The sequence below is a fragment of the Streptomyces sp. NPDC107454 genome (genome assembly GCF_055582885.1).
The window spans coordinates 139,736-158,044 of the sequence record NZ_JBVJPA010000008.1 but is presented as its reverse complement, the minus strand read 5'-3'; the positions used below and the strand labels follow the sequence as shown (position 1 = coordinate 158,044).

18 protein-coding genes are annotated in these 18,309 nt (G+C 71.0%); 8 read left to right on the top strand and 10 right to left on the bottom strand.

Annotated features, from left to right (window positions below; all coding sequences use genetic code 11):
* The first annotated feature begins 4 nt into the window (after positions 1–4).
* Positions 5–454 (top strand): MarR family winged helix-turn-helix transcriptional regulator, encoded by a 450-nt coding sequence (locus ACZ69M_RS21540; protein WP_470051919.1) that lies wholly within the window; start codon positions 5–7, stop codon positions 452–454.
* A gap of 18 nt (positions 455–472) precedes the next feature.
* Here ACZ69M_RS21540 and ACZ69M_RS21535 read toward each other — a convergent pair whose 3' ends face one another.
* Positions 473–1,261, bottom strand: coding sequence for a hypothetical protein (locus ACZ69M_RS21535; protein ID WP_470051917.1), 789 nt, complete (start codon positions 1,259–1,261; stop codon positions 473–475).
* A 413-nt stretch (positions 1,262–1,674) separates the two neighbouring features.
* Here ACZ69M_RS21535 and ACZ69M_RS21530 point away from each other — a divergent pair, with 413 nt between their 5' ends.
* From ACZ69M_RS21530 to ACZ69M_RS21510, 5 genes are read left to right on the top strand one after another with little or no spacing between them, the layout of a single operon-like run.
* On the top strand, positions 1,675–4,512 hold the full coding sequence (locus ACZ69M_RS21530; RefSeq protein WP_470051916.1) for a sensor histidine kinase: 2,838 nt from the start codon (positions 1,675–1,677) through the stop codon (positions 4,510–4,512).
* Positions 4,509–5,012 carry a roadblock/LC7 domain-containing protein gene (locus ACZ69M_RS21525; RefSeq protein ID WP_054236699.1) on the top strand — a complete coding sequence of 168 codons (504 nt, stop codon included), beginning with the start codon at positions 4,509–4,511 and terminating at the stop codon, positions 5,010–5,012. Before ACZ69M_RS21530 ends, ACZ69M_RS21525 begins: the two co-directional genes overlap by 4 nt.
* The gene (locus ACZ69M_RS21520; protein WP_075028888.1) at positions 5,009–5,416 is read left to right on the top strand and encodes a DUF742 domain-containing protein; all 408 of its coding nucleotides are present in this window, start codon (positions 5,009–5,011) and stop codon (positions 5,414–5,416) included. Before ACZ69M_RS21525 ends, ACZ69M_RS21520 begins: the two co-directional genes overlap by 4 nt.
* On the top strand, positions 5,397–6,071 hold the full coding sequence (locus ACZ69M_RS21515) for a GTP-binding protein (RefSeq protein ID WP_470051914.1): 675 nt from the start codon (positions 5,397–5,399) through the stop codon (positions 6,069–6,071). The genes ACZ69M_RS21520 and ACZ69M_RS21515 overlap by 20 nt, the downstream gene beginning before the upstream one ends.
* 24 nt (positions 6,072–6,095) lie before the next feature.
* The gene (locus tag ACZ69M_RS21510; protein WP_470051912.1) at positions 6,096–7,349 is read left to right on the top strand and encodes a styrene monooxygenase/indole monooxygenase family protein; all 1,254 of its coding nucleotides are present in this window, start codon (positions 6,096–6,098) and stop codon (positions 7,347–7,349) included.
* 15 nt (positions 7,350–7,364) lie between these two features.
* Here ACZ69M_RS21510 and ACZ69M_RS21505 read toward each other — a convergent pair whose 3' ends face one another.
* The 4 genes from ACZ69M_RS21505 to ACZ69M_RS21490 form a co-directional block, all read right to left on the bottom strand.
* Positions 7,365–8,453 carry a C40 family peptidase gene (locus tag ACZ69M_RS21505; RefSeq protein WP_470051910.1) on the bottom strand — a complete coding sequence of 363 codons (1,089 nt, stop codon included), beginning with the start codon at positions 8,451–8,453 and terminating at the stop codon, positions 7,365–7,367.
* Positions 8,454–8,555: 102 nt separating this feature from the next.
* Entirely contained in the window at positions 8,556–8,864 is a 309-nt protein-coding gene (locus ACZ69M_RS21500; RefSeq protein WP_352046030.1) for a hypothetical protein, read from the bottom strand.
* Positions 8,865–8,889: 25 nt separating this feature from the next.
* Positions 8,890–9,615: a TetR/AcrR family transcriptional regulator gene (locus ACZ69M_RS21495; RefSeq protein ID WP_470051908.1), complete on the bottom strand. Its 726-nt coding sequence runs from the start codon at positions 9,613–9,615 to the stop codon at positions 8,890–8,892.
* An 83-nt stretch (positions 9,616–9,698) separates the two neighbouring features.
* A complete protein-coding gene (locus ACZ69M_RS21490; protein WP_470051906.1) occupies positions 9,699–10,628 on the bottom strand; it encodes an AurF N-oxygenase family protein in 930 nt (309 codons plus the stop codon).
* A gap of 150 nt (positions 10,629–10,778) precedes the next feature.
* Here ACZ69M_RS21490 and ACZ69M_RS21485 point away from each other — a divergent pair, with 150 nt between their 5' ends.
* Together ACZ69M_RS21485 and ACZ69M_RS21480 are read left to right on the top strand one after the other, a co-directional pair.
* Positions 10,779–11,885: a ferritin-like domain-containing protein gene (locus ACZ69M_RS21485; RefSeq protein ID WP_470051904.1), complete on the top strand. Its 1,107-nt coding sequence runs from the start codon at positions 10,779–10,781 to the stop codon at positions 11,883–11,885.
* Between the two features lie 69 nt (positions 11,886–11,954).
* On the top strand, positions 11,955–12,863 hold the full coding sequence (locus ACZ69M_RS21480) for an ADP-ribosylglycohydrolase family protein (RefSeq protein ID WP_470051902.1): 909 nt from the start codon (positions 11,955–11,957) through the stop codon (positions 12,861–12,863).
* Between the two features lie 15 nt (positions 12,864–12,878).
* On the opposite strand, the gene ACZ69M_RS21475 is transcribed toward ACZ69M_RS21480, so the two are convergent.
* The 5 genes from ACZ69M_RS21475 to ACZ69M_RS21455 form a co-directional block, all read right to left on the bottom strand.
* A complete protein-coding gene (locus ACZ69M_RS21475; RefSeq protein WP_470051900.1) occupies positions 12,879–13,604 on the bottom strand; it encodes a TIGR03943 family putative permease subunit in 726 nt (241 codons plus the stop codon).
* On the bottom strand, positions 13,601–14,671 hold the full coding sequence (locus tag ACZ69M_RS21470; protein WP_470051899.1) for a permease: 1,071 nt from the start codon (positions 14,669–14,671) through the stop codon (positions 13,601–13,603). Before ACZ69M_RS21470 ends, ACZ69M_RS21475 begins: the two co-directional genes overlap by 4 nt.
* A gap of 130 nt (positions 14,672–14,801) precedes the next feature.
* On the bottom strand, positions 14,802–16,256 hold the full coding sequence (locus ACZ69M_RS21465; protein WP_470051897.1) for a penicillin-binding transpeptidase domain-containing protein: 1,455 nt from the start codon (positions 16,254–16,256) through the stop codon (positions 14,802–14,804).
* The gene (locus ACZ69M_RS21460) at positions 16,253–17,647 is read right to left on the bottom strand and encodes an FtsW/RodA/SpoVE family cell cycle protein (protein ID WP_470051895.1); all 1,395 of its coding nucleotides are present in this window, start codon (positions 17,645–17,647) and stop codon (positions 16,253–16,255) included. The genes ACZ69M_RS21465 and ACZ69M_RS21460 overlap by 4 nt, the downstream gene beginning before the upstream one ends.
* Before the next feature lie 80 nt (positions 17,648–17,727).
* A complete protein-coding gene (locus tag ACZ69M_RS21455; protein ID WP_470051893.1) occupies positions 17,728–18,225 on the bottom strand; it encodes an SH3 domain-containing protein in 498 nt (165 codons plus the stop codon).
* Positions 18,226–18,309: the final 84 nt, after the last annotated feature.

Below are 18,309 nucleotides of genomic sequence, written 5' to 3'. Positions count from 1 at the left end.
GGGCGTGGACGAGGAGGCGGGCGTGGACGAGGAATTCCCCGCGCTGGAGCGGGAGCTGACCCTGTTCCTGCGGCGAGCCCGGGCCAGTTCCGGCGAGATGGCCCGCGAGGTCCACCCCGACCTGGAGTCCTCCGCGTACGGGCTCCTCTTCCGCCTCGACGAGTGCGGCCGCCAGCGCGCCACCGAACTGGCCGCGTACATCGGCGTGGGCAAGGCGACGATGTCCCGTCAGCTCCGTGCCCTGGAGGAGCTCGGTCTGGTCGCCCGTGAGCCCGACCCCGTCGACGGGCGTGCCTGGCTCGTCCGTCTCACGGACGAGGGCCGGCGCCGCTTCCGTACGGTGCGGGAGGCGCGCCGGGCACGGTACGTCCGTGAACTCGCGGGCTGGGACCCGGGCGAGGTCGCCGAACTGGCCCGGTTGCTCCACCAGCTCAACCAGGGCATGGAGAAGTAACACTCCGGTCCGCCCCGCTCACCACTCCACGAAGACCACCGTCGCGTCGTCGTGCGGCTTGCTCCGCCTCAGCCGTGCCCGGGTCTCCGCGTCGGCCCGCTCCAGCGTCCGTACGCGGTCCACGAGAGCCTGGGCGCCCTCCTTGCGGACGACGGTGAACAGGCCGCCCCAGTCGCCCTCCTCGAACTTCTCCACCCAGCGGGTCGCGCCGTCCGTCAGGGCGGCCAGGGCACGGACCTCGGCCCGGGACACGGTCCCCGTCACCGCCCGCGCCGCGACCGACGGATCGGCGGCGGCCGTGAAGAAGCCCCCCTCCTTGTTGCGGACGGTCGCGTCGGCGATCGCGTCCGAGGCGAGAGAGGCTCGGGGGACACGGGTGAGGCGGTCGTCCAGGACCGGTGTCACCTCGCCCGCGGGGGACTCCAGCAAAAGGGCCGAGTCCGAGAGGACCAGGTACTCGACGAGGTCGGCTGACCAGCGGGCGAGGACCACGGTTGCCTGAGGCGTGCGCGGGTGAGAAAGGTCACAGGTGCCGGAGTGGGCCTCGGAAGTGCGCCGGATGGACCGGGAAAGGATCTCCGGCAAGGTCAGATCCCGGCGGGAAACGGACAGTTCGGTCAGGGCTCCGCCGAGGCGCGCGGAGAACCAGTGGACGGAATGCAGACAGCCGTCGTCGCCCGGCGGGGGAGTCACGCCGTCGAGGAGGACCAGTGATCCTCCTTGTCCTGACGCCGGAAGGCCGACCGATGCGAAGTCCTCATTGGGGCGGGCCGGGTCACCCGGTTCGGAGACTAGTTCGGTGCGCATCCAGCCAGTCTGCACCAGCTCTTCACAAGGCCCACGAAAGGCTGGCAACGGTCGCAGGACCGGTGCGGACCAGCAGCTCAGCCGCCGGGTTTGACATGGAATGATCGACTCCGGCAAGGCGTGGCGGCGAATACTGCCAAAGCGCGCCGCAGACGTCCAACCGGCCCGCCGCGCAAGGGGGCCGCACGCGCCAGAGGAACTTGCCCGCCAACTCCCGTCCGGGGTTCACTCCTTCGGGTGGCGGGCCGGACGATGCGGGACCACTGCCCACCGGCACTGGGAGGGTCGGGAGCCGATGGGACACCCCCTGCTCGAGCGAAATCGAGAGCTTGGGGAGGGCGGACGCCCAGTTGACGGAACGTCACCCGGGCCCTTGGGTACACGAGTCAGGAATGCGAGCACCGGTGCAGAAGATGCGGTCTCGGCGCACAGGCAAGCAGGCGGCCTCCGGAGCCGGGCAGTCGGTCTCCGAAGGGGGCGCGGAGCGCACGCCGGGTGCCGCGGGGCAGACCCCTGCGGGCAAGGGCCGCTCCGCTCACGTGCGTAATCGGCTGATCGTCGCCGTGGCGGTCGTCGCGGCCGCCATCGCCGGCGCCGGAGCCCCCACGGTCCTCGCGGCCTCCGAGCAGCTGAACGACTCCCAGAACCTGGTGACGCTCGCCGGGCGGACCCAGCAGGCGCTGACGCTCGCCCACTCGCTGGCCGACGAGCGCGACGAGGTCACGTCGTACATCGCCGCGGGCCGGCCGAAGTCCAAGGCGCCCTCCGAGCAGCGCAGCGCCCGGGTCGACCGGCAGGTCGACGAGGTGCGGGCGGACGAGGACGCGCCCGCCGTCCTCCTGAAGGACCTGGACGGCATCGGCACCGCCCGCAGAGCGGCGCTCACCGGCAAGAGCACCGCTCTCGAAGCGCACGAGGCGTACTCCGACGTCATCACCGAACTCCACGCCCTCGCCGAGGATCTGGCCGAGCAGCTGCCGCCCCGCGCGGGCTCCGGCGCGCACGCCCTCGCCGAGCTGGACTCCGCGGTCCAGCAGTCCGCCGCCGCCCGCGGACTGCTCCTCGCGGCCCTCAACATCCCGCGCACCACCCAGACGGTCATCAACCCCGTCACCGGCCTGGCGTCCACCACGAGCGGTTCGTCCCCCGCCGACACCAAGCAGCGCGACGCGCTCAGCGCCGCCGCCCAGCAGGCCCGGCTCCGCTCGGACGCGGCCCTCGCGGACTTCCGCGAGACGGCCCCCGAGGACGCCAAGGCCTCGTACGACTCCACGGTCACCGGACCCGACGTCACGACCGCGGACAAGTACCTCACCGACCTCACCGACCAGCCGACGCTCTCCGACTCCGAGCTCGACTCCCGCACGAACAAGGTGGACGCGGCGCTCTCCGCCCGCGTCGAGCTGATGCGCGGCGCCGAGGCCTCGCTCAACGACCACCGCACCAAGGACCTGGAGCGGCTGCGGGACGACGACGTCACCGCGCTGGAGATCCGGATCGCCCTCATCGGCACCCTGCTGCTGGTCGCGGTCGGCGTCTCGATGGCCATGGCCCGTACGCTCACCCGCCCGCTGGCCGTGCTGCGCCTGGGCTCGGCCCGCCTCGCCGCGGACCCGGGAGCGCAGGAGCCGGTGAAGTTCACCGGGCGCAACGACGAGTTCGCCCAGGTGGTCCGCTCCGTCAACGCGCTGCACGCGCACGCCGCCGCGCTCCACGAACGGCTGACCACCCTCGAAGCGGACCGCAAGCACCTCATCGGGCAGCGCCAGCTGATGGCCGACGAGCGCGACAGGCTGCGGGCGGAACTCGCCGACGCGGCGGCCCACCTGGAGCAGGTGCGCGGCACCATCCACGGCACCTTCGTCAACCTCGCGCTGCGCACCCTCGGCCTGGTCGAGCGGCAGCTCGGGGTCATCGAGGGACTGGAGGAGCGCGAGCAGGACCCGGACCGCCTGGGCACGCTCTTCAAGCTGGACCACTTCGCGACCGTCATGCGGCGCCACAGCGAGAACCTGCTCGTCCTCGCCGGCCACGAGCACGTCCAGCACCACGCGGGCCCCGTCCCGCTGGTCGACGTCGTACGGGCCGCGGTCAGCGAGATCGAGCGGTACGAGCGCGTCCGTATCGCCGTGTTGCCGCCGCACGCGCACCTCGCCGGGTTCGCCGCGGACGACCTCTCGCACCTGGTGGCCGAACTCCTGGAGAACGCCTCCTCGTTCTCGCCACCCGACCTGCCCGTCGAGGTCTCCGGCTGGCTGCTGGAGAACGGCGAGGTGATGCTCTCCGTGCAGGACGAGGGCATCGGCATGGCCGCCGACCGGATGGCCCAGCTCAACCGCCGCCTCTCCGAGTTCGACCCGGAGGACACCTACGACCAGGAGAGCGGCGAGGGACTCGGGCTCGGCCTGTACGTGGTGGCCCGGCTCGCCCACCGGCACGGCGTCCGCGTACAGCTGCGGGAGCAGAAGCAGGGGGGCACCGCGGCCGTGGTCGTCCTCCCCAAGACGCTGCTCGCGACCGCCCCCGCCGTCACGGTCCCCTCGGCCTCCCCGGTCGCCGGAGCCGCCCCCTCGGTCGTCCTCCCGGGCGCCGACGCGGAGGCCAACTCGAACGTGCTGCGCGGCCGTTCGGCCCTTCCGGCACGGGGCCAGGCGAGCCCCGCCGTTCCCACCGCTCCCGCCGGTGACGAGGACCCGCTGATCGCCGCCGCTGAGGAAGCCGTACGCGCGGAGGCCGCCGCGGAGGAGGCCGTACGGCCGGACGCCGCCGCGCAGGTCGCGTACGCCCCCGAGCCGACGCTCTCCGAGACCACCATGGAGCTGCTGGCACCGCTGGTCCCGCCGGACGAACCGGTGGCCCCGGCGCACGAGCCCGCGGTGTCCGCCACCACTGCCGACCCCTATGCCATCGGCCCCGACTCCCACGAACGGGTGTCGGACGAGGAGACGGAACGGGTCACCGACAAGGGACTGCCCAAGCGGACGCCGAAGATCTCGGCGCCCGCAGCGGTTCCCCGGCCGCGCGTCGGCGGTGTGGACGCCGAGGCGCTGCGGCGCAGGCTCGGCGGCTTCCACCGGGGCGCGACGGAGGGCCGCCGCGACGTGGAGGCCGAGATCGCCGAACAGACGGCCCAGACGCCCACCCCGCACCACACCGCACGGAACACCGCGCAGGACCAAGCGCAGGACGTGGTGCGACAGCAGGACGCAGTAGACGCATCGGGGGGCACCGTCGAGGAGGCAAGCAGTTGACCGCGCCCAGTACCTTCGGCCTGAGCAGTGAGGCCCGCAATCTGCACTGGCTGCTGACGAACCTCGTCGAGGAGGTGCCGGGCCTCCAGTCGGTCGCGGTCGTCTCCTCCGACGGTCTGCTGCTGCTGTCCTCCGACCCCGGGAGGAACGCGGAGGCCCGCACCGGGGCGGAGGCGCGCCCCACCGGCCCCAAGGGATCCTCCGCGGACCTCGCCACCATCGTCTCCGGCATCGGCAGCCTCACCATCGGCGCCGCCAAGCTCATGGACGCGGGCGGCGTGAAACAGACGATGGTCGCGATGGACGAGGGCAGCCTCTTCGTCATGTCGATCAGCGACGGTTCGCTGCTCGGGGTGCACGGCGCCCCGGACTGCGACATGAGCGTGGTGGCGTACCACATGGCGCTGTTCGTCGGCCGCGCCGGGCACGTCCTGACGCCCGAACTCCGCAGCGAGCTACGCCAGTCACTCGAAGCCAAGCCGACGGGGAGTGCCCAGTGAGTTCTTCCTCCGCGCCCAAGCTCCCCATACGTGGCGGGGACCGCAAACCGGCCCGCGTGCGCCCGTACTCGCTCACCGGCGGCCGTACCCGTTTCGGGCACGTGCTGCTGGTCGAGACGTTCGTGGCGGCGCTCGAGGCCCCCGAGGAGCGCAAGGAGCTGACCAACGGCTCCCTCGCGACCCGGGTGATGCCCGAGATGCAGGCCATCGTCGAACTCTGCCGCCGGATGCGTACGGTGGCCGAGATCGCCGCCCTCCTCAGGATGCCGCTGGGCGTGGTCCGCGTCCTCCTGAGCGACCTGGCGGACCAGGGAAAGATCCGTGTGTACGGAACAGGTCACGGCCCGGGACAGCCGGACCGCGCTCTGCTGGAAAGGGTGCTGAATGGACTCCGTCGTCTCTGAGGGTGCGCCGAGAACGGCCTCCCCCGCCTCGGCTCCGATGCCTCTGGCCCCGGTGCCGCTGCCCGAGTCCGACGAGAACCTCCAGGCCTGGCAGACCGACCGCACCCGCGCCCCGATCGCGACGAAGATCGTGGTGGCGGGCGGCTTCGGCGTGGGCAAGACCACGCTGGTGACCGCGGTCTCCGAGATCACGCCCCTCCAGACGGAGGCGCTGATGACCCAGGCCAGCGAGGAGACGGACGACCTCACCGGCACCCCGGACAAAGTGACCACGACCGTGGCCATGGACTTCGGCCGCATCACCCTCGCCGACGACCTGGTCCTGTACCTCTTCGGGACGCCCGGCCAGCAGCGGTTCTGGTTCATGTGGGACGACCTGGTGCGCGGCGCGATCGGCGCCGTGGTCCTCGCCGACACCCGCCGCCTCAAGGACTGCTTCCCGGCGCTCGACTACTTCGAGAGCTGCGGACTGCCGTACGTCGTCGCGGTCAACCACTTCGACGGCAGCGAGCGGTTCGACGCCGACGACGTGCGCGAGGCCCTCACCGTGCCCCCACACATACCTGTCATGATCATGGATGCCAGGCGCCGGATCACGGTCGTCGAGACCCTGCTCGCGCTGGTGGGGCACGCGCTCGACGCGAGCCCCGAATAAGACGTACACGGAGTTAGGACGCGCATGCGGAAGATACTCGTCGTCGGAGCCGGTCAGTCCGGACTCCAGCTTGCCCTCGGCCTCCAGTCGCACGGGTACGAGGTCACCCTGATGTCGAACCGGACGGCGGACGAGATCCGCACCGGCCGCGTCATGTCGACGCAGTGCATGTTCCACACGGCACTCCAGCACGAGCGCGATCTCCAGCTGAACTTCTGGGAGTCCCAGGCCCCGAAGATCGAAGGACTCGGCGTCTCGGTCGCCGCCCCCGGCTCGCACGACCCCGGTCCGACCCAGCGGGCGATCGACTGGGTGGGCAGGCTCGACGGCTACGCGCAGTCGGTCGACCAGCGGGTGAAGATGGCCGGCTGGATGGAGACCTTCGCCCAGCGCGGTGGCCAACTGGTCATCCACGGCGCGGCGGTCTCCGACCTGGATTACTTCGCCCGTACGTACGACCTGGTCCTGGTGTCGGCCGGCAAGGGTGAGCTGGTCTCCATGTTCGGCCGGGACGCCGCCCGTTCCCCGTACGCGCAGCCGCAGCGCGCCCTCGCCGTCGCCTACGTCCACGGTCTGGGCCCGCGCCCCGAGCACCCGGACTACGACGCGGTCCGCTGCAACCTGGTGCCCGGCGTCGGCGAGCTCTTCGTCATGCCGACCCTCACCACCACCGGCCGTGCGGACATCCTCTTCTGGGAGGGCATACCCGGCGGCCCGGTCGACGCCTTCAACGGCATCAAGGACCCCGCCGAACACCTCTCCCTGACCCTGGAACTCATGGAGAAGTTCGTGCCTTGGGAGTACGCCCGGGCCACCAAGGTCGAACTCACCGACGCGGGCGGAACACTGTCCGGACGCTACGCCCCCACCGTCCGCAACCCGATCGGCCGCCTCCCCGGCGGCGGCCTGGTCCTGGGCGTTGCCGACGTGGTCGTCGCCAACGACCCGATCACCGGGCAGGGCTCCAACTCCGCCTCCAAGTGCGCGGCGGCGTACCTCGGCGCGATCCTCGAGCACGAGGACAAGGAGTTCGACGAGGCGTGGATGCGGTCCGCGTTCGACCGGTACTGGGACACGGCCCAGCACGTGACGAAGTGGACGAACGCCATGCTGGGCGTGCCGCCGGAGCACGTCCTCAACCTGATCGGGGCCGGGGGGCAGATTCCGGCGGTGGCGCATCGTTTCGCCAACGGGTTCAACGACCCTGCGGACTTCGAGAACTTCTTCTATGAGCCCGAGAAGACCGAGGCGTACCTGGCCTCCGTGACCGGGGCCTGAGCCTGTCGGGCACTTCTAGTGGGACGCGAGCCTCGGCGGTGTGTAGTGCCGCAGGGGCTTTCCGTCCGGGTCCGGGCGGACGGCCCCGAGCAAGGGGTTGGCGGCGATGGGGGAGACCTTGACGTCGGTTCCCGGTCTCGGGGCCTGCACGACCAGGCCGTCCCCCAGGTACAGGGCGACATGGGTGGCCTCGGGGAAGTAGATCACCAGATCCCCGGGGCGAAGCTCGCTCAGCGGAATGTGGGGCAACTGGGCCCATTGCTCCTGGCTGGTCCGGGGGATGGGCCGTCCGGCGTGCACCCAGGCCTGCGAAGTCAGCCCCGAGCAGTCGTACGCCCCGGGACCCTCGGCCCCCCACACGTACGGCTTCCCGATCTGCTTCACGGCGTACCGCACCGCCTTCTCGCCCTCCTGTGTGGGCGGCCGCGCACTGTTGAGCGCCCCTGAGGCCACGAACTTCTGCTGCGCCTCGGCGACTCCCGACCTCTCCAGCCGGGCGAGCTCGGAGAGCTGACCGGCGCTGAGCGAGGCGAGCAGCTGCTCGACGTCCTTGAGCCGCCGCCGCACCTCGTCGCGCTCCTTCTTCTGCCGTTCGGCGAGAGTGAGTTGACCGTCGAGCGCCTTGCGCGCCTTGCGTGCGAGACCGTCGGTCCTGCGCTCCGTCCCCTGCAGTCGGTCGACGGTCTCGACCCGCTCCTGCGCCAGCTGCCCGATCACGTGCCCCTCGTCCAGGGCGTGCTGCGGATCACGGGCGAGCAGCAGTCGTACGTACGACGAGATCTCGCCGCTGTTCTGGTACTGCTGCCGGGCGAGCCGCCCCGCCGCCGCGCGGCTGTCGTCCAGCGAGAGCCGGGCCTTGGCGAGGTTCCCGTCGAGTCGGGCCACCTCGGCCTTCTGCTTCTTCAGCTTCTCCGCCGTGGCGTTGTACGTCTCGGTGGCGCGCTCGGCGTCCTGGTAGAGCTGTTGAAGATCCGTCAGCAGCTGGGTGACGGACCGCTCTTCGGCCCCGGGATCCGGCGCGGCCACCACCGCCGGCCCGGAGGCCAGCAGCACCCCCGACGCCATCGCGGCCGTACAAGCCAGACGTACAAGCCTTCCTGACACGCCATCACCTCCGGTGTCGAGGTGGTACCTCCACCTCGCACCGGCAGGATCAGGCAGGCGCATCCCGAGCGCGCGCCGACTGACCGGTTCGGCCCAAGAACCTCACTCGTCGGCGTGGGACTCCGGCGTGGCTCCCGCACCCTTGCCGCCGGGCTTGGACCAGGGCCACTTGCGCCCGCTCCCCGCGTCGCCCGAGGGGTCGTACTCGTACTTCCACGCCTGGTGCAGCCCCAGCCGCTTGCTCACCCGCGCCTGGACCCGCCGGTAGACGAGCACGGTCGGCGGGCCGCCGTCGGCATCCGGAACCGGAACCCGGTACACCTTCGGCGGATGTCCGGTCAGACCGAGCAGGACGGGCAGCACACGCCCGTCCAGCGGGCCGCCCTCGAAGGGGGTGTCTTCGCTCTTCACGGCACCAGTGTCACAAACGCACCCGTCACAGCAGCCGAGCGGCATCACCGATCACCGGAAGAACCGCCCGGGCCAGCCTCCCCAAGGCTCCTTCCCGCTCCTCCAGGACGAGCGCGGCCCGCACCACGCCGGCGGTCTGCGGATCACGTCCGGCACTGACCACGAGCATCGCCACGAACTGCTCCACGAGCCAGTCCCGCAGCTCGTCCAACGGCGGCTCCTTGCCCCCGTCCAGCCAGCTCAGCGAGGCGCCCTCCACCGCCGTGATCCACATCCGCACGGTCATCCGCAGCCGTCGCCCCGGATCCTTCACGCCCAGATGGTCCAGAATGTGCTCTGCCGCCGCCCGCCGCACGCCGTCCACTATGGCCGTCGTCCTGGAGGTCTCGACGACACTGCCGCCCTGAAGCAACGCGGTGAACCCGGCGTCGTGCTGGTCCACGAACGCCAGGTACCGGTCCAGAGCCCGGGCCAGCCGCTCGCTCAACGGCCCCTCGGGGGGCTCCGCGAAACAGTGCTCCAGATCCTCGGCGGCGGACCGCAGGGCAGCCTCGTACAGCTGCTGCTTGCCGCCCGGGAAGTACCGGTACACCAGAGGCCGTGACACGCCCGCCGCCTCCGCCACGTCATCGAGCGAGACCTCCTCGGGTGCCCGGTGCGCGAAGAGGGACAGCGCCGCCTCGAGGAGCTGCGAGCGCCGCTCCTCGACGCTCAGCCGACGGTATGCGGGGGTGGGAGCCTGCGAGGTCATGTCGGCAGCGTAACGGCCAGGACACGAGCCCCCTTCCACCCGCGGCCGGGCACGCGCGGAAGGGGCCGTGGCGCCCCCGCCCCTCAGGCCAGCAGCCCCGACGCCTTCCACATGCGCCGTCCGACCCCCCGCAGCACCCCGATGTCGTCCAGGAAGTCGGTCAGCCGCCTGGCGCCGGTCTGCATGACCTCCCGCCGGTGCCCGCTCGCCCGTACCTGTGCCACGGCCTCCCGCTGGTCGAGGCCGACGTTCGTGTAGACCTCGGGATTGACGAAGGCGACGGAGAAGATCCGGGCGAACTCGCCCGACGTCACCCGGGTGAACTCCTGCGACCACCGCGGCGCCGTCACCATCTGCCGCCGCAGCTCCTCCCGCGCGTACCGCACGTGCCGCGCCTCCTCCACCACGTGGATGCGCGTGACTCCCCGTACCAGGCTCTGCACCCGCTCGTCCGGAAAGGTCAGCCGCTGCATCCAGTCGAGGATCTCCTCGCCGAGCAGAGTCGCCGTGAAGGACCCGGGCGTGGTCGAGATGGTCTTGAAGACCCGCCCCAGATTCCGATGCGTCCGGCTCACCGGGTAGTACGGCGTTCCGCCGTGCGAGATCAGCCGGGCGAACATCTTCGAGTGCCGGCACTCGTCCTCGATCTCGGTCAGCGCGTAGCGCACATGCGCACTCGTCGCCGCCTTGTCGTAAATGTGCCGCACCAGCAACTGCATCAGAATGATCTCGAACCAGATCCCCAGCGAAGCCAGCGCGGCGGCCTCGTGGTGCGAGAGCAGAATCCGCTGCTCCTCGCCCATCCGCTTCCACAGCGGAGTGTCGTACAGCGACACCAGCTCCGGCGGCCAGAACCACTTGCCCTCCTCGAAGGGCGCGTCCCAGTCCAGCTCCTTGTCCGGGTCGAAGGAGTGCTTGGCGGAGGAGTCGAGCAGCCGCTCGGCGACCTGCTCCCGGTCCTTGAGCAGACCGAGCGCATCGCGCAGCACATCCACTTCCGTCACGGTCGTCATGGCTGTTCCCACCTCGTCGTACGGGATCTGGTTCGGGATCCGTCTGGGTTACCGACGGTCACGACTTATGAGACTGCTTGTCAGCAAGCTCGTCAATCCCTTGCGCGCGACTTGTTGACGACGCGTCTACCTCGTGTGAGCCTGCGAGGTATGCCGACGCACGAGCTGTACGCCAAGGACCCGGGAGACCCCCTCTGGCAGGTACCGGCCTCAGGGGCGGCACGCTTCAGCTGGGAGTACGACGACGGCCGCGACCGACTCCTCGCCCTGTACCAGAAGGGCAAGGACAAACAGTGGGACGGCCAGAAGAGAATCGACTGGGACCTGGAGGTCGACCCCCACGACGCTCTCGGTACCCCCGACGAGTCGCTGACCCTCTACGGGACCCCGTACTGGGCGAAGATGACCGAGCGGGACAAGGGTGAGCTGCGCAAGCACTACGCGTCCTGGCAGTTCAGCCAGTTCCTGCACGGTGAGCAGGGGGCCATGGTCTGCGCGGCGCGCATCGTCGAGTCGGTCCCCGACCTGGACGCGAAGTTCTACTCGGCCACCCAGACCATGGACGAGGCCCGCCACGCCGAGATCTACGCCCGCTTCCTGCAGGAGAAGATCGGGATGCTCTACCCGATCAACGACAACCTGCAGTCGCTCCTCGGCGACACCCTCCGGGACTCCCGCTGGGACATGCCGTACCTCGGGATGCAGGTCCTCATAGAGGGCCTGGCCCTGGCGGCCTTCGGCATGATCAGGGACACCACCGACAAGCCCCTCCCCAAGCAGATCCTCGCCTACGTGATGCAGGACGAGGCCCGCCACGTCGCCTTCGGCCGGATGGCGCTGCGCGACTACTACACACAACTCTCCGACGCCGAACTCCGCGAGCGCGAGGAATTCGTCATCGAGGGCTGCTACTTGATGCGGGACCGGCTGCGCGGCGTCGAGGTCCTGGAGAACTTCGGCATTCCCAAGGCCGAGGCCGAGGAATACAGCGAACAGTCCGAATTCCTCCGTCTCTTCCGCCAGTTGCTCTTCAGCCGCATCGTCCCGTGCGTCAAGGACATCGGCCTGTGGGGCGAGCGCCTCCAGCGTGCGTACGTCGACATGGGCGTCTTCGAGATGGGCGACTCCAACCTCGACCTGCTCATGGCCCAGGACGAGGAGGTGGCCGAACGGCTGGACGCGGAGCGGTTCGCGACGGAGGAGAGGGAACGGGTGGCGGAGGTGGAGGACATGATCGAGAAGGGGGAGGGCTCGTAGGGCGAACCGCCGGACGCGGCTTGCCCGAACACGCGTGCGTCGGCCCGCCCGGACCGGCATGCTCACAACATGACATTCGCCCCGAACCACCGTCTCACCCCGCGCGCCCTGGCCCGCCGCAGCCTGGACGGCCTGGCCCTGGGCGACGCCTTCGGCGAACGCTGGTTCCCCCTCTTCCGGGACCGCCCCCAGGCGTACGAGGAGATCCGCGCCCGGCGCACCCCCGAGGAACCGGACTGGCACTGGACGGATGACACGGCGATGGCACTCGGCATCCTCCGTGTCCTCGACGAACACGGCGAGATCCGGCAAGCGGAACTGGCCCAGGCCTTCGCCCTCGGCTACGACGCCGACCCCGCCCGGGGCTACGGCTACGGCATGCACCAACTGCTCCCGCGCCTCCTCCAGGAGCCGGACCGCTGGGCGGAACTGGCACGCGGACTCTTCGACGGCGAGGGCAGCCTCGGCAACGGCGCGGCGATGCGGGTGGCCCCGTTGGGCGCCTGGTTCCGGCACGACCTGCGTCTGGTGATCGCACAGGCGACGCTCTCGGCAGAGGTGACCCATGCCCACCCGGAGGGCATCGCGGGCGCGGTGGCGGTGGCTGTCGCGGCGGCGCTGTCCACCCGGTGGGACCTGAATATCGCCACCGTGGTGGAGGCCACGCCCGACAGCGCTGTCCGCGAGGGGCTGCGGCGCGCGGCGCGGCTCCCCTTCACCACCGAGCCGTGGAAGGCCGCGGACATCCTCGGCAACGGCCAACACGTCCGCGCCGACGACACCGTCCCCTTCGCCGTCTGGTGCGCCGCCCGTCACCCCGACGATCTGACCTCGGCCCTGTGGAGCACGGCGGAGGGTTTCGGCGACGTCGACACGACCTGCGCCATCACGGGCGGCATCGTGGGTGCCCGTACGGGAGTGGGACACGTGCCCGAGGAATGGCTGAGCCGCCGCGAGACGCTACCCGGCGCCGGGTAGGCGGCCCGGCCCGCCTCAGTTGTTCCAGCTCTCGTCGTACGGGTCGTGCGGGGTCGGGACCGGTTTGGCCGCGGTGACGTCGAGGAACGGGATGCGGCCGTCGTTGACGGGGTCCTTGGTCTGCTTGGCGGTGTAGGTACCGGTGACCTGGAGCCAGGTGTCGGGCTGAAGGACGGGCGGGATGTGGCCGGTCAGGCCGATCTTGACCGGTTGGGCGTCGGCGGCACAGCAGTTGAGGGCCATCCGGACCAGGTACGGGGTGCCGTCCTTGGCGAGGGCGACGAAGCCGGTGACTTCGACCCGCCGGTGGGCCAGGGTGCGGCCGTGGTCGTAGGCGGCGCGGCCCGCGTAGTCGACGACGCCGAGCGGGAGCGGGTCCGTGGCCGGCAGGGACGGGTAGGCGAGGGGCGCCTGCAGGGCCGTACCGGCGTGCATGGCGCTGTAGGAGCCCAGCGCGGGCGGGGAGACCAGGATCAGGGCGAGGAGGGGGAGGACGAGGAGCCAGGCGACACGGGGTTCGCGGTGGACGTGCCCGTGCCCGTCGCCGTGGCCGGCTTCACCCCGGCCCCGTCGCTCGTACCAGACCGTCGCCACCGCCGCCATGATCAGTACGACCCCGGCGGCCAGCAGCAACGGCCGCAACCCCGCCTTGACGTAGCGCAGGTAGAGGTCGGTGAGTCCGGCGTGCAGGACCGCCGCGCCGACGAGGAACAGGACCGCCGCCTGTGCCTGCCGGTTCACAGCAGCACCGTCCCGACGAGGACCGAGCCGAGGATGGCCAGAGCGAAGGTGGCGGGCGCGAACCGCAGGGCGAACCCGCGGCCGAACGTGCCCGCCTGCATGGCGAAGAGTTTCAGGTCGATCATCGGTCCCACCACGAGGAAGGCCAGCCGCGCGGTCAGCGAGAACTGGGTCAGCGAGGAGACGACGAACGCGTCGGCCTCGGAGCAGATGGACAGCAGTACGGCGAGGACCGCGAGGGCGAGGATCGCCACCACCGGGTTGGCGGCCGCGGCGTGCAGCCAGGTCGCCGGGACGACGGCCTTCAGCGTGGCCGCCGCCATCGCCCCGATGACGAGGAACCCGCCGGCGTGCATCACGTCGTGCCGTACGGAGTCCCAGAACGCGGCGCCCTTGCCGAGCCCCTCGTGCGAGGGCCGGGCCGGCGGCCGCATCCAGTCCGAACGTCCCAGCCGCTGCCACAGCCACCCCATCACGCAGGCCACGAGCAGGCTCGCCACGAACCGGGCGAGGACCATCCCGGGGTTGCGGGGGAACGCGACGGCGGTGGCCGTCAGCACGATCGGGTTGATCGCGGGCGCCGACAGCAGGAACGCCAGCGCCGCCGCGGGCGTGACCCCCCGCCGTACCAGCGCCCCCGCCACCGGCACCGACGCGCACTCGCAGCCGGGCAGCACCGCTCCCGCCATCCCGGCGACCGGCACGGCCAGCGCGGGCCGCTTGGGCAGCGCCCGGGCGAAGAACGTCGGCGGCACGAACACCGCGATGACCGCCGACAGCATCACACCGAGCACGAGGAAGGGCAGAGCCTGGCAGACCACCGCGACGAACACGGTCATCCAGCTCTGCATCACCGGCGCCGACATCGCCCGGCGGATCGGCCCCTGCGCCACCACCAGGACGAGCAGCAGCATGACCAGGACGAGCGGCGAGTTGAACTGCCAGCCCTGGGAAGTGGCCGCCTGTTCCCTCGGACCGTCCGGTGCGTCCGTCAGTTCCCGTGGACCGTCCGGCGCGTCCGCGTCGCTGTGGTCGGCCCCGGGCGGGGCCGCTTTGGTGATGCTCACGGGCGAGGTACCTCCGGCAGGGCACGGGCTGGAATCTCGTGGGTGGGTTCCCCTCCCCATAAATACGCCCGTATGGGTACGTCCGTTCAGGCGGGGGCGTTCATTCCCGGGGGCGGCCCCAACTCCCGTCTCAGAACCCGAGGACCGCCTCCATCACCGCCTTCGCGATCGGCGCCGCGTCCCCGCCCCCGCTGATGTCCCCGCGGTCGGCCGCCGCGTCCTCGACGACGACCGCGACCGCCACCGCGGGCTCCATCGAGCCGTCCGCCTGGGCCCAGGAGATGAACCAGGCGTACGGCGTCCCCAGGTTGTCGATGCCGTGCTGGGCGGTCCCGGTCTTGCCGCCGACCGTCGCTCCGGGAATCGCGGCGTTGGTGCCGGTGCCCTCCGTCACCACATCCGTCATCAGCTCGCGCATCCGCAGGGCGGTCGCCGGGTTCATCGCCTGGTGGAGCGTGCGGGGACCGGTCGACGACACCGTGCTGTCGCTCCGGGTGGTCGTCTTCTCCACCAGATAGGGCGTTTTGACGGAGCCGCCGCCCGCGACGGCCGCCGAGATCATCGCCATCTGGAGGGGAGTGGCCCGGGTGTTGAACTGACCGATGGAGGAGAGCGCGAGCTGCGGCTTGTCGAGTGTCGTGTCGAAGTTGCTGGGGGCGACGGAGAAGGGGATCCGCAGGCGGTCGTTGAAACCGAAGTCCGCCGCCGTACGGGTCATGTCGCTCAGTCCCACGTCCACGCCCAGCTTGGCGAAGACCGTGTTGCAGGACCACTCGAAGGCGTAGCGCAGCGAGGCGTCCTCGCAGCCCTCGGTCTCGTTCGTCAGCCGGGTGGTGGTGCCGGGCAGCCGGTAGGGGTCCGGGGAGGTGGTCGATGTGTCGAGGTCCGTCACCACCCCCGCGTCGAGGGCCGCCGCGGCCGTCACCACCTTGAACGTCGACCCGGGCGGATAGGTCTGCCGGATCGCCCGGTTGAGCATCGGCTTGTCCGCCGCCCCGTTCAGCCGCTCCCAGGCGTGCCTGACCGCCTTGCCCGTCCCTGACAGCTCCCCGGGGTCGTACGAGGGGGTGGAGACCAGCGCGAGGATCTTGCCCGTGGACGGCTCGATGGCGGCCACCGCCCCGCGCCGCGCACCGAGACCCCGGTACGCGGCGCGCTGTGCGGCGGGGTCGATCGTCGTGACCACCTTGCCGGCGGGGTTCTGGGCGCGGGTGGCGTCGTTCCACAGAGGGAACGGCGAGAGCAGGGGGTCGCTGCCGGAGAGGATGCCGTCCTCGGAGTTCTCCAGGAACGTCGTCCCGTACACCTGCGAGGCGAAGCCGGTCACGGGCGCGTACAACGGGCCGTCCGTGTACGTCCGTTCGTAACGGAGCTGCTGGCCGCTGTCCCTGGAGCCGGTGACCGGCCGGCCCCCGACGAGGATGTCACCGCGCGGCTGGCCGTAGCGGGCGATCGTCTGGCGGCGGTTGGCCGGGTTGTCGTCGTACGCCCCGGCCTGGAAGACCTGGACGCGGGTGGCGTTGACGAGGAGCGCCAGCAGCAGCACCGCGCAGAGCGCGGCGGCCCGGCGGATGTACTTGGTCATGGCGCCGCCGTCCCGTCGTACTGGCTGCGTGCCGAGTCACTGACGTGGATCAGCAGCGCCACGATGATCCAGTTGGTGACGACCGAGGAGCCGCCCTGGGCCAGGAACGGCATCGCCATCCCGGTCAGCGGGATCAGATCGGTCACGCCGCCCGCGATCACGAAGACCTGGAGCGCCACGATCGAGGCGAGGCCGATGGCGAGGAGCCGTCCGAAGGGGTCGCGCAGGGCGAGGCCGGCGCGGTAGCCGCGTTCCACGAGAAGGCCGTAGAGGAGGAAGATCGCACAGAGTCCGAAGAGGCCCAGTTCCTCGCCCGCGGTGGCCAGGATGAAGTCCGACTTGGCGGCGAATCCGATGAGGACGGAGTGGCCGAGCCCGAGGCCGGTGCCCATCATCCCGCCCGCGGCGAACGCGAACAGGGACTGGGCGAGCTGGTTCGGCCCCTGGCCCGCCTCGATCGTCGCGAAGGGGTGCAGCCAGTCCTGCACCCGGCTGTGGACGTGCGGTTCCAGCCAGCCGACGGCGACCGCGCCCACACAGGCGAGCAGCAGGCCCACGGCGATCCAGCCGGTGCGGCCGGTGGCGACGTACAGCATGATCACGAAGAGGCCGAAGAACAGCAACGAGGTGCCGAGGTCCCGCTCCAGGACCAGGACCAGCACGCTCAGCAGCCAGATCGCGACGATCGGGCCGAGGACCCGGCCGGTGGGGAGCTGGAGCCGTTTGAACCGCCAGACGGGGCGGCCCGCGTAGGCGAGCGCGTTGCGGTTGGCCGCGAGGTAGCCGGCGAAGAAGACCGCGAGCAGCACCTTCGCGAACTCGCCCGGCTGGATGGAGAACCCGGCGATCCGGATCCAGATGCGGGCGCCGTTCACGGCGGGGAAGAGGATGGGCAGGGTCAGCAGGCCCAGCGCCGTGACGACCGAGACGTAGGTGTAGCGCTGCAGGACGCGGTGGTCGCGCAGGAAGAGGACGGCCGCGATGAAGAGCGCGACGCCGAGCGTCGACCACATGAGCTGGGTGGGCGCGGCCCGGTCGCCGGGGGTCTCCAGGTCCAGGCGGTAGATCAGCACCAGGCCCAGGCCGTTGAGCAGGACGGCGATGGGCAGCAGCAGCGGATCGGCGTACGGCGCCCGCAGCCGCACCGCGACATGCGCGAGGAGTGCGAGCACGCCGAGCCCGGCGCCGTAGACGGCGGCGCCGGGCGGGAGGGCGTCGTGCCGGGCGTATCCGACCGCGCAGTAGCCGAACACGGACAGCAGTACGGCCATGACGATCAGGGTGAACTCGATGCCACGGCGCCGGGGCAGGCGGACAGCGGGGGTGGGCGGGTCCGCTGCCACGGTCGTTCCCCGCGTACCGGGAATTCCGGGCATTCCGGGCTGAATCATGTCCGGAACGTAGCAAGCGCCGAACCTGATGTCCCGTTAGGTGATGACAAACGGGCGGACCCGGTGGGCGCGACCCGGCGTCAGCACCAGCGCGGGGACGGGCCGATGTTGTCGATGTGCTGCGCCGATCCCCAGGACCAGGTGCCGTCGGTGATCAGGTACCAGATCGGGTTGCCGCCGACGCGCTCGCCCGTGGTCTTGCAGTAGATGTGGACCCGCTCGCGGAACGGCGCGATACGGATGATCCGGCTGCGGCGGTCGGGCCGGTTGTGCAGCGCGAGGCCGTTGCGGGAGAGGATCTGGCCCTCGAAGCGGCGGTGGTCGTCGAGCCGTTCGTCGCGGTACGGGTCGAAGTGGCTGTCGCCCAGACCGTCGTCGTCGAAGTAGGGGTCCTCCCCGTTGTCCCAGTCTCCGTTGTCCCAGTCGCGGATCCCGGAGTCGTCGGCGATGCCGGGTCCGGTGCCCATGGTCGTGGTGGGCTTGCCGGCGGCGAGGGCGGGTCCGGCGCCCGCGGCCGCGATGAGCGCGCCGGTGGCGAGCACCATCCCGGTGCGGGCAAAGGTGTGGCGCAGGGACATGGAGGCTCCTCCGGAAAGGTGGTAAATCTGACTAATCGCCACATTAGGAGCGAGCTCGGACGCGCGCAGGCCGCACTGCGCCAT

Excerpts from the sequence above, each read along its gene's own strand:
- ACZ69M_RS21535 (WP_470051917.1), bottom strand. The coding sequence starts at position 1,261 with ATGCGCACCGAACTAGTCTCCGAACCGGGTGACCCGGCCCGCCCCAAT.
- ACZ69M_RS21530 (WP_470051916.1), top strand. The coding sequence starts at position 1,675 with ATGCGGTCTCGGCGCACAGGCAAGCAGGCGGCCTCCGGAGCCGGGCAG.
- ACZ69M_RS21515 (WP_470051914.1), top strand. The coding sequence starts at position 5,397 with ATGGACTCCGTCGTCTCTGAGGGTGCGCCGAGAACGGCCTCCCCCGCC.
- ACZ69M_RS21510 (WP_470051912.1), top strand. The coding sequence starts at position 6,096 with ATGCGGAAGATACTCGTCGTCGGAGCCGGTCAGTCCGGACTCCAGCTT.
- ACZ69M_RS21495 (WP_470051908.1), bottom strand. The coding sequence starts at position 9,615 with ATGACCTCGCAGGCTCCCACCCCCGCATACCGTCGGCTGAGCGTCGAG.
- ACZ69M_RS21490 (WP_470051906.1), bottom strand. The coding sequence starts at position 10,628 with ATGACGACCGTGACGGAAGTGGATGTGCTGCGCGATGCGCTCGGTCTG.
- ACZ69M_RS21485 (WP_470051904.1), top strand. The coding sequence starts at position 10,779 with ATGCCGACGCACGAGCTGTACGCCAAGGACCCGGGAGACCCCCTCTGG.
- ACZ69M_RS21480 (WP_470051902.1), top strand. The coding sequence starts at position 11,955 with ATGACATTCGCCCCGAACCACCGTCTCACCCCGCGCGCCCTGGCCCGC.
- ACZ69M_RS21465 (WP_470051897.1), bottom strand. The coding sequence starts at position 16,256 with ATGACCAAGTACATCCGCCGGGCCGCCGCGCTCTGCGCGGTGCTGCTG.
- ACZ69M_RS21460 (WP_470051895.1), bottom strand. The coding sequence starts at position 17,647 with ATGATTCAGCCCGGAATGCCCGGAATTCCCGGTACGCGGGGAACGACC.
- ACZ69M_RS21455 (WP_470051893.1), bottom strand. The coding sequence starts at position 18,225 with ATGTCCCTGCGCCACACCTTTGCCCGCACCGGGATGGTGCTCGCCACC.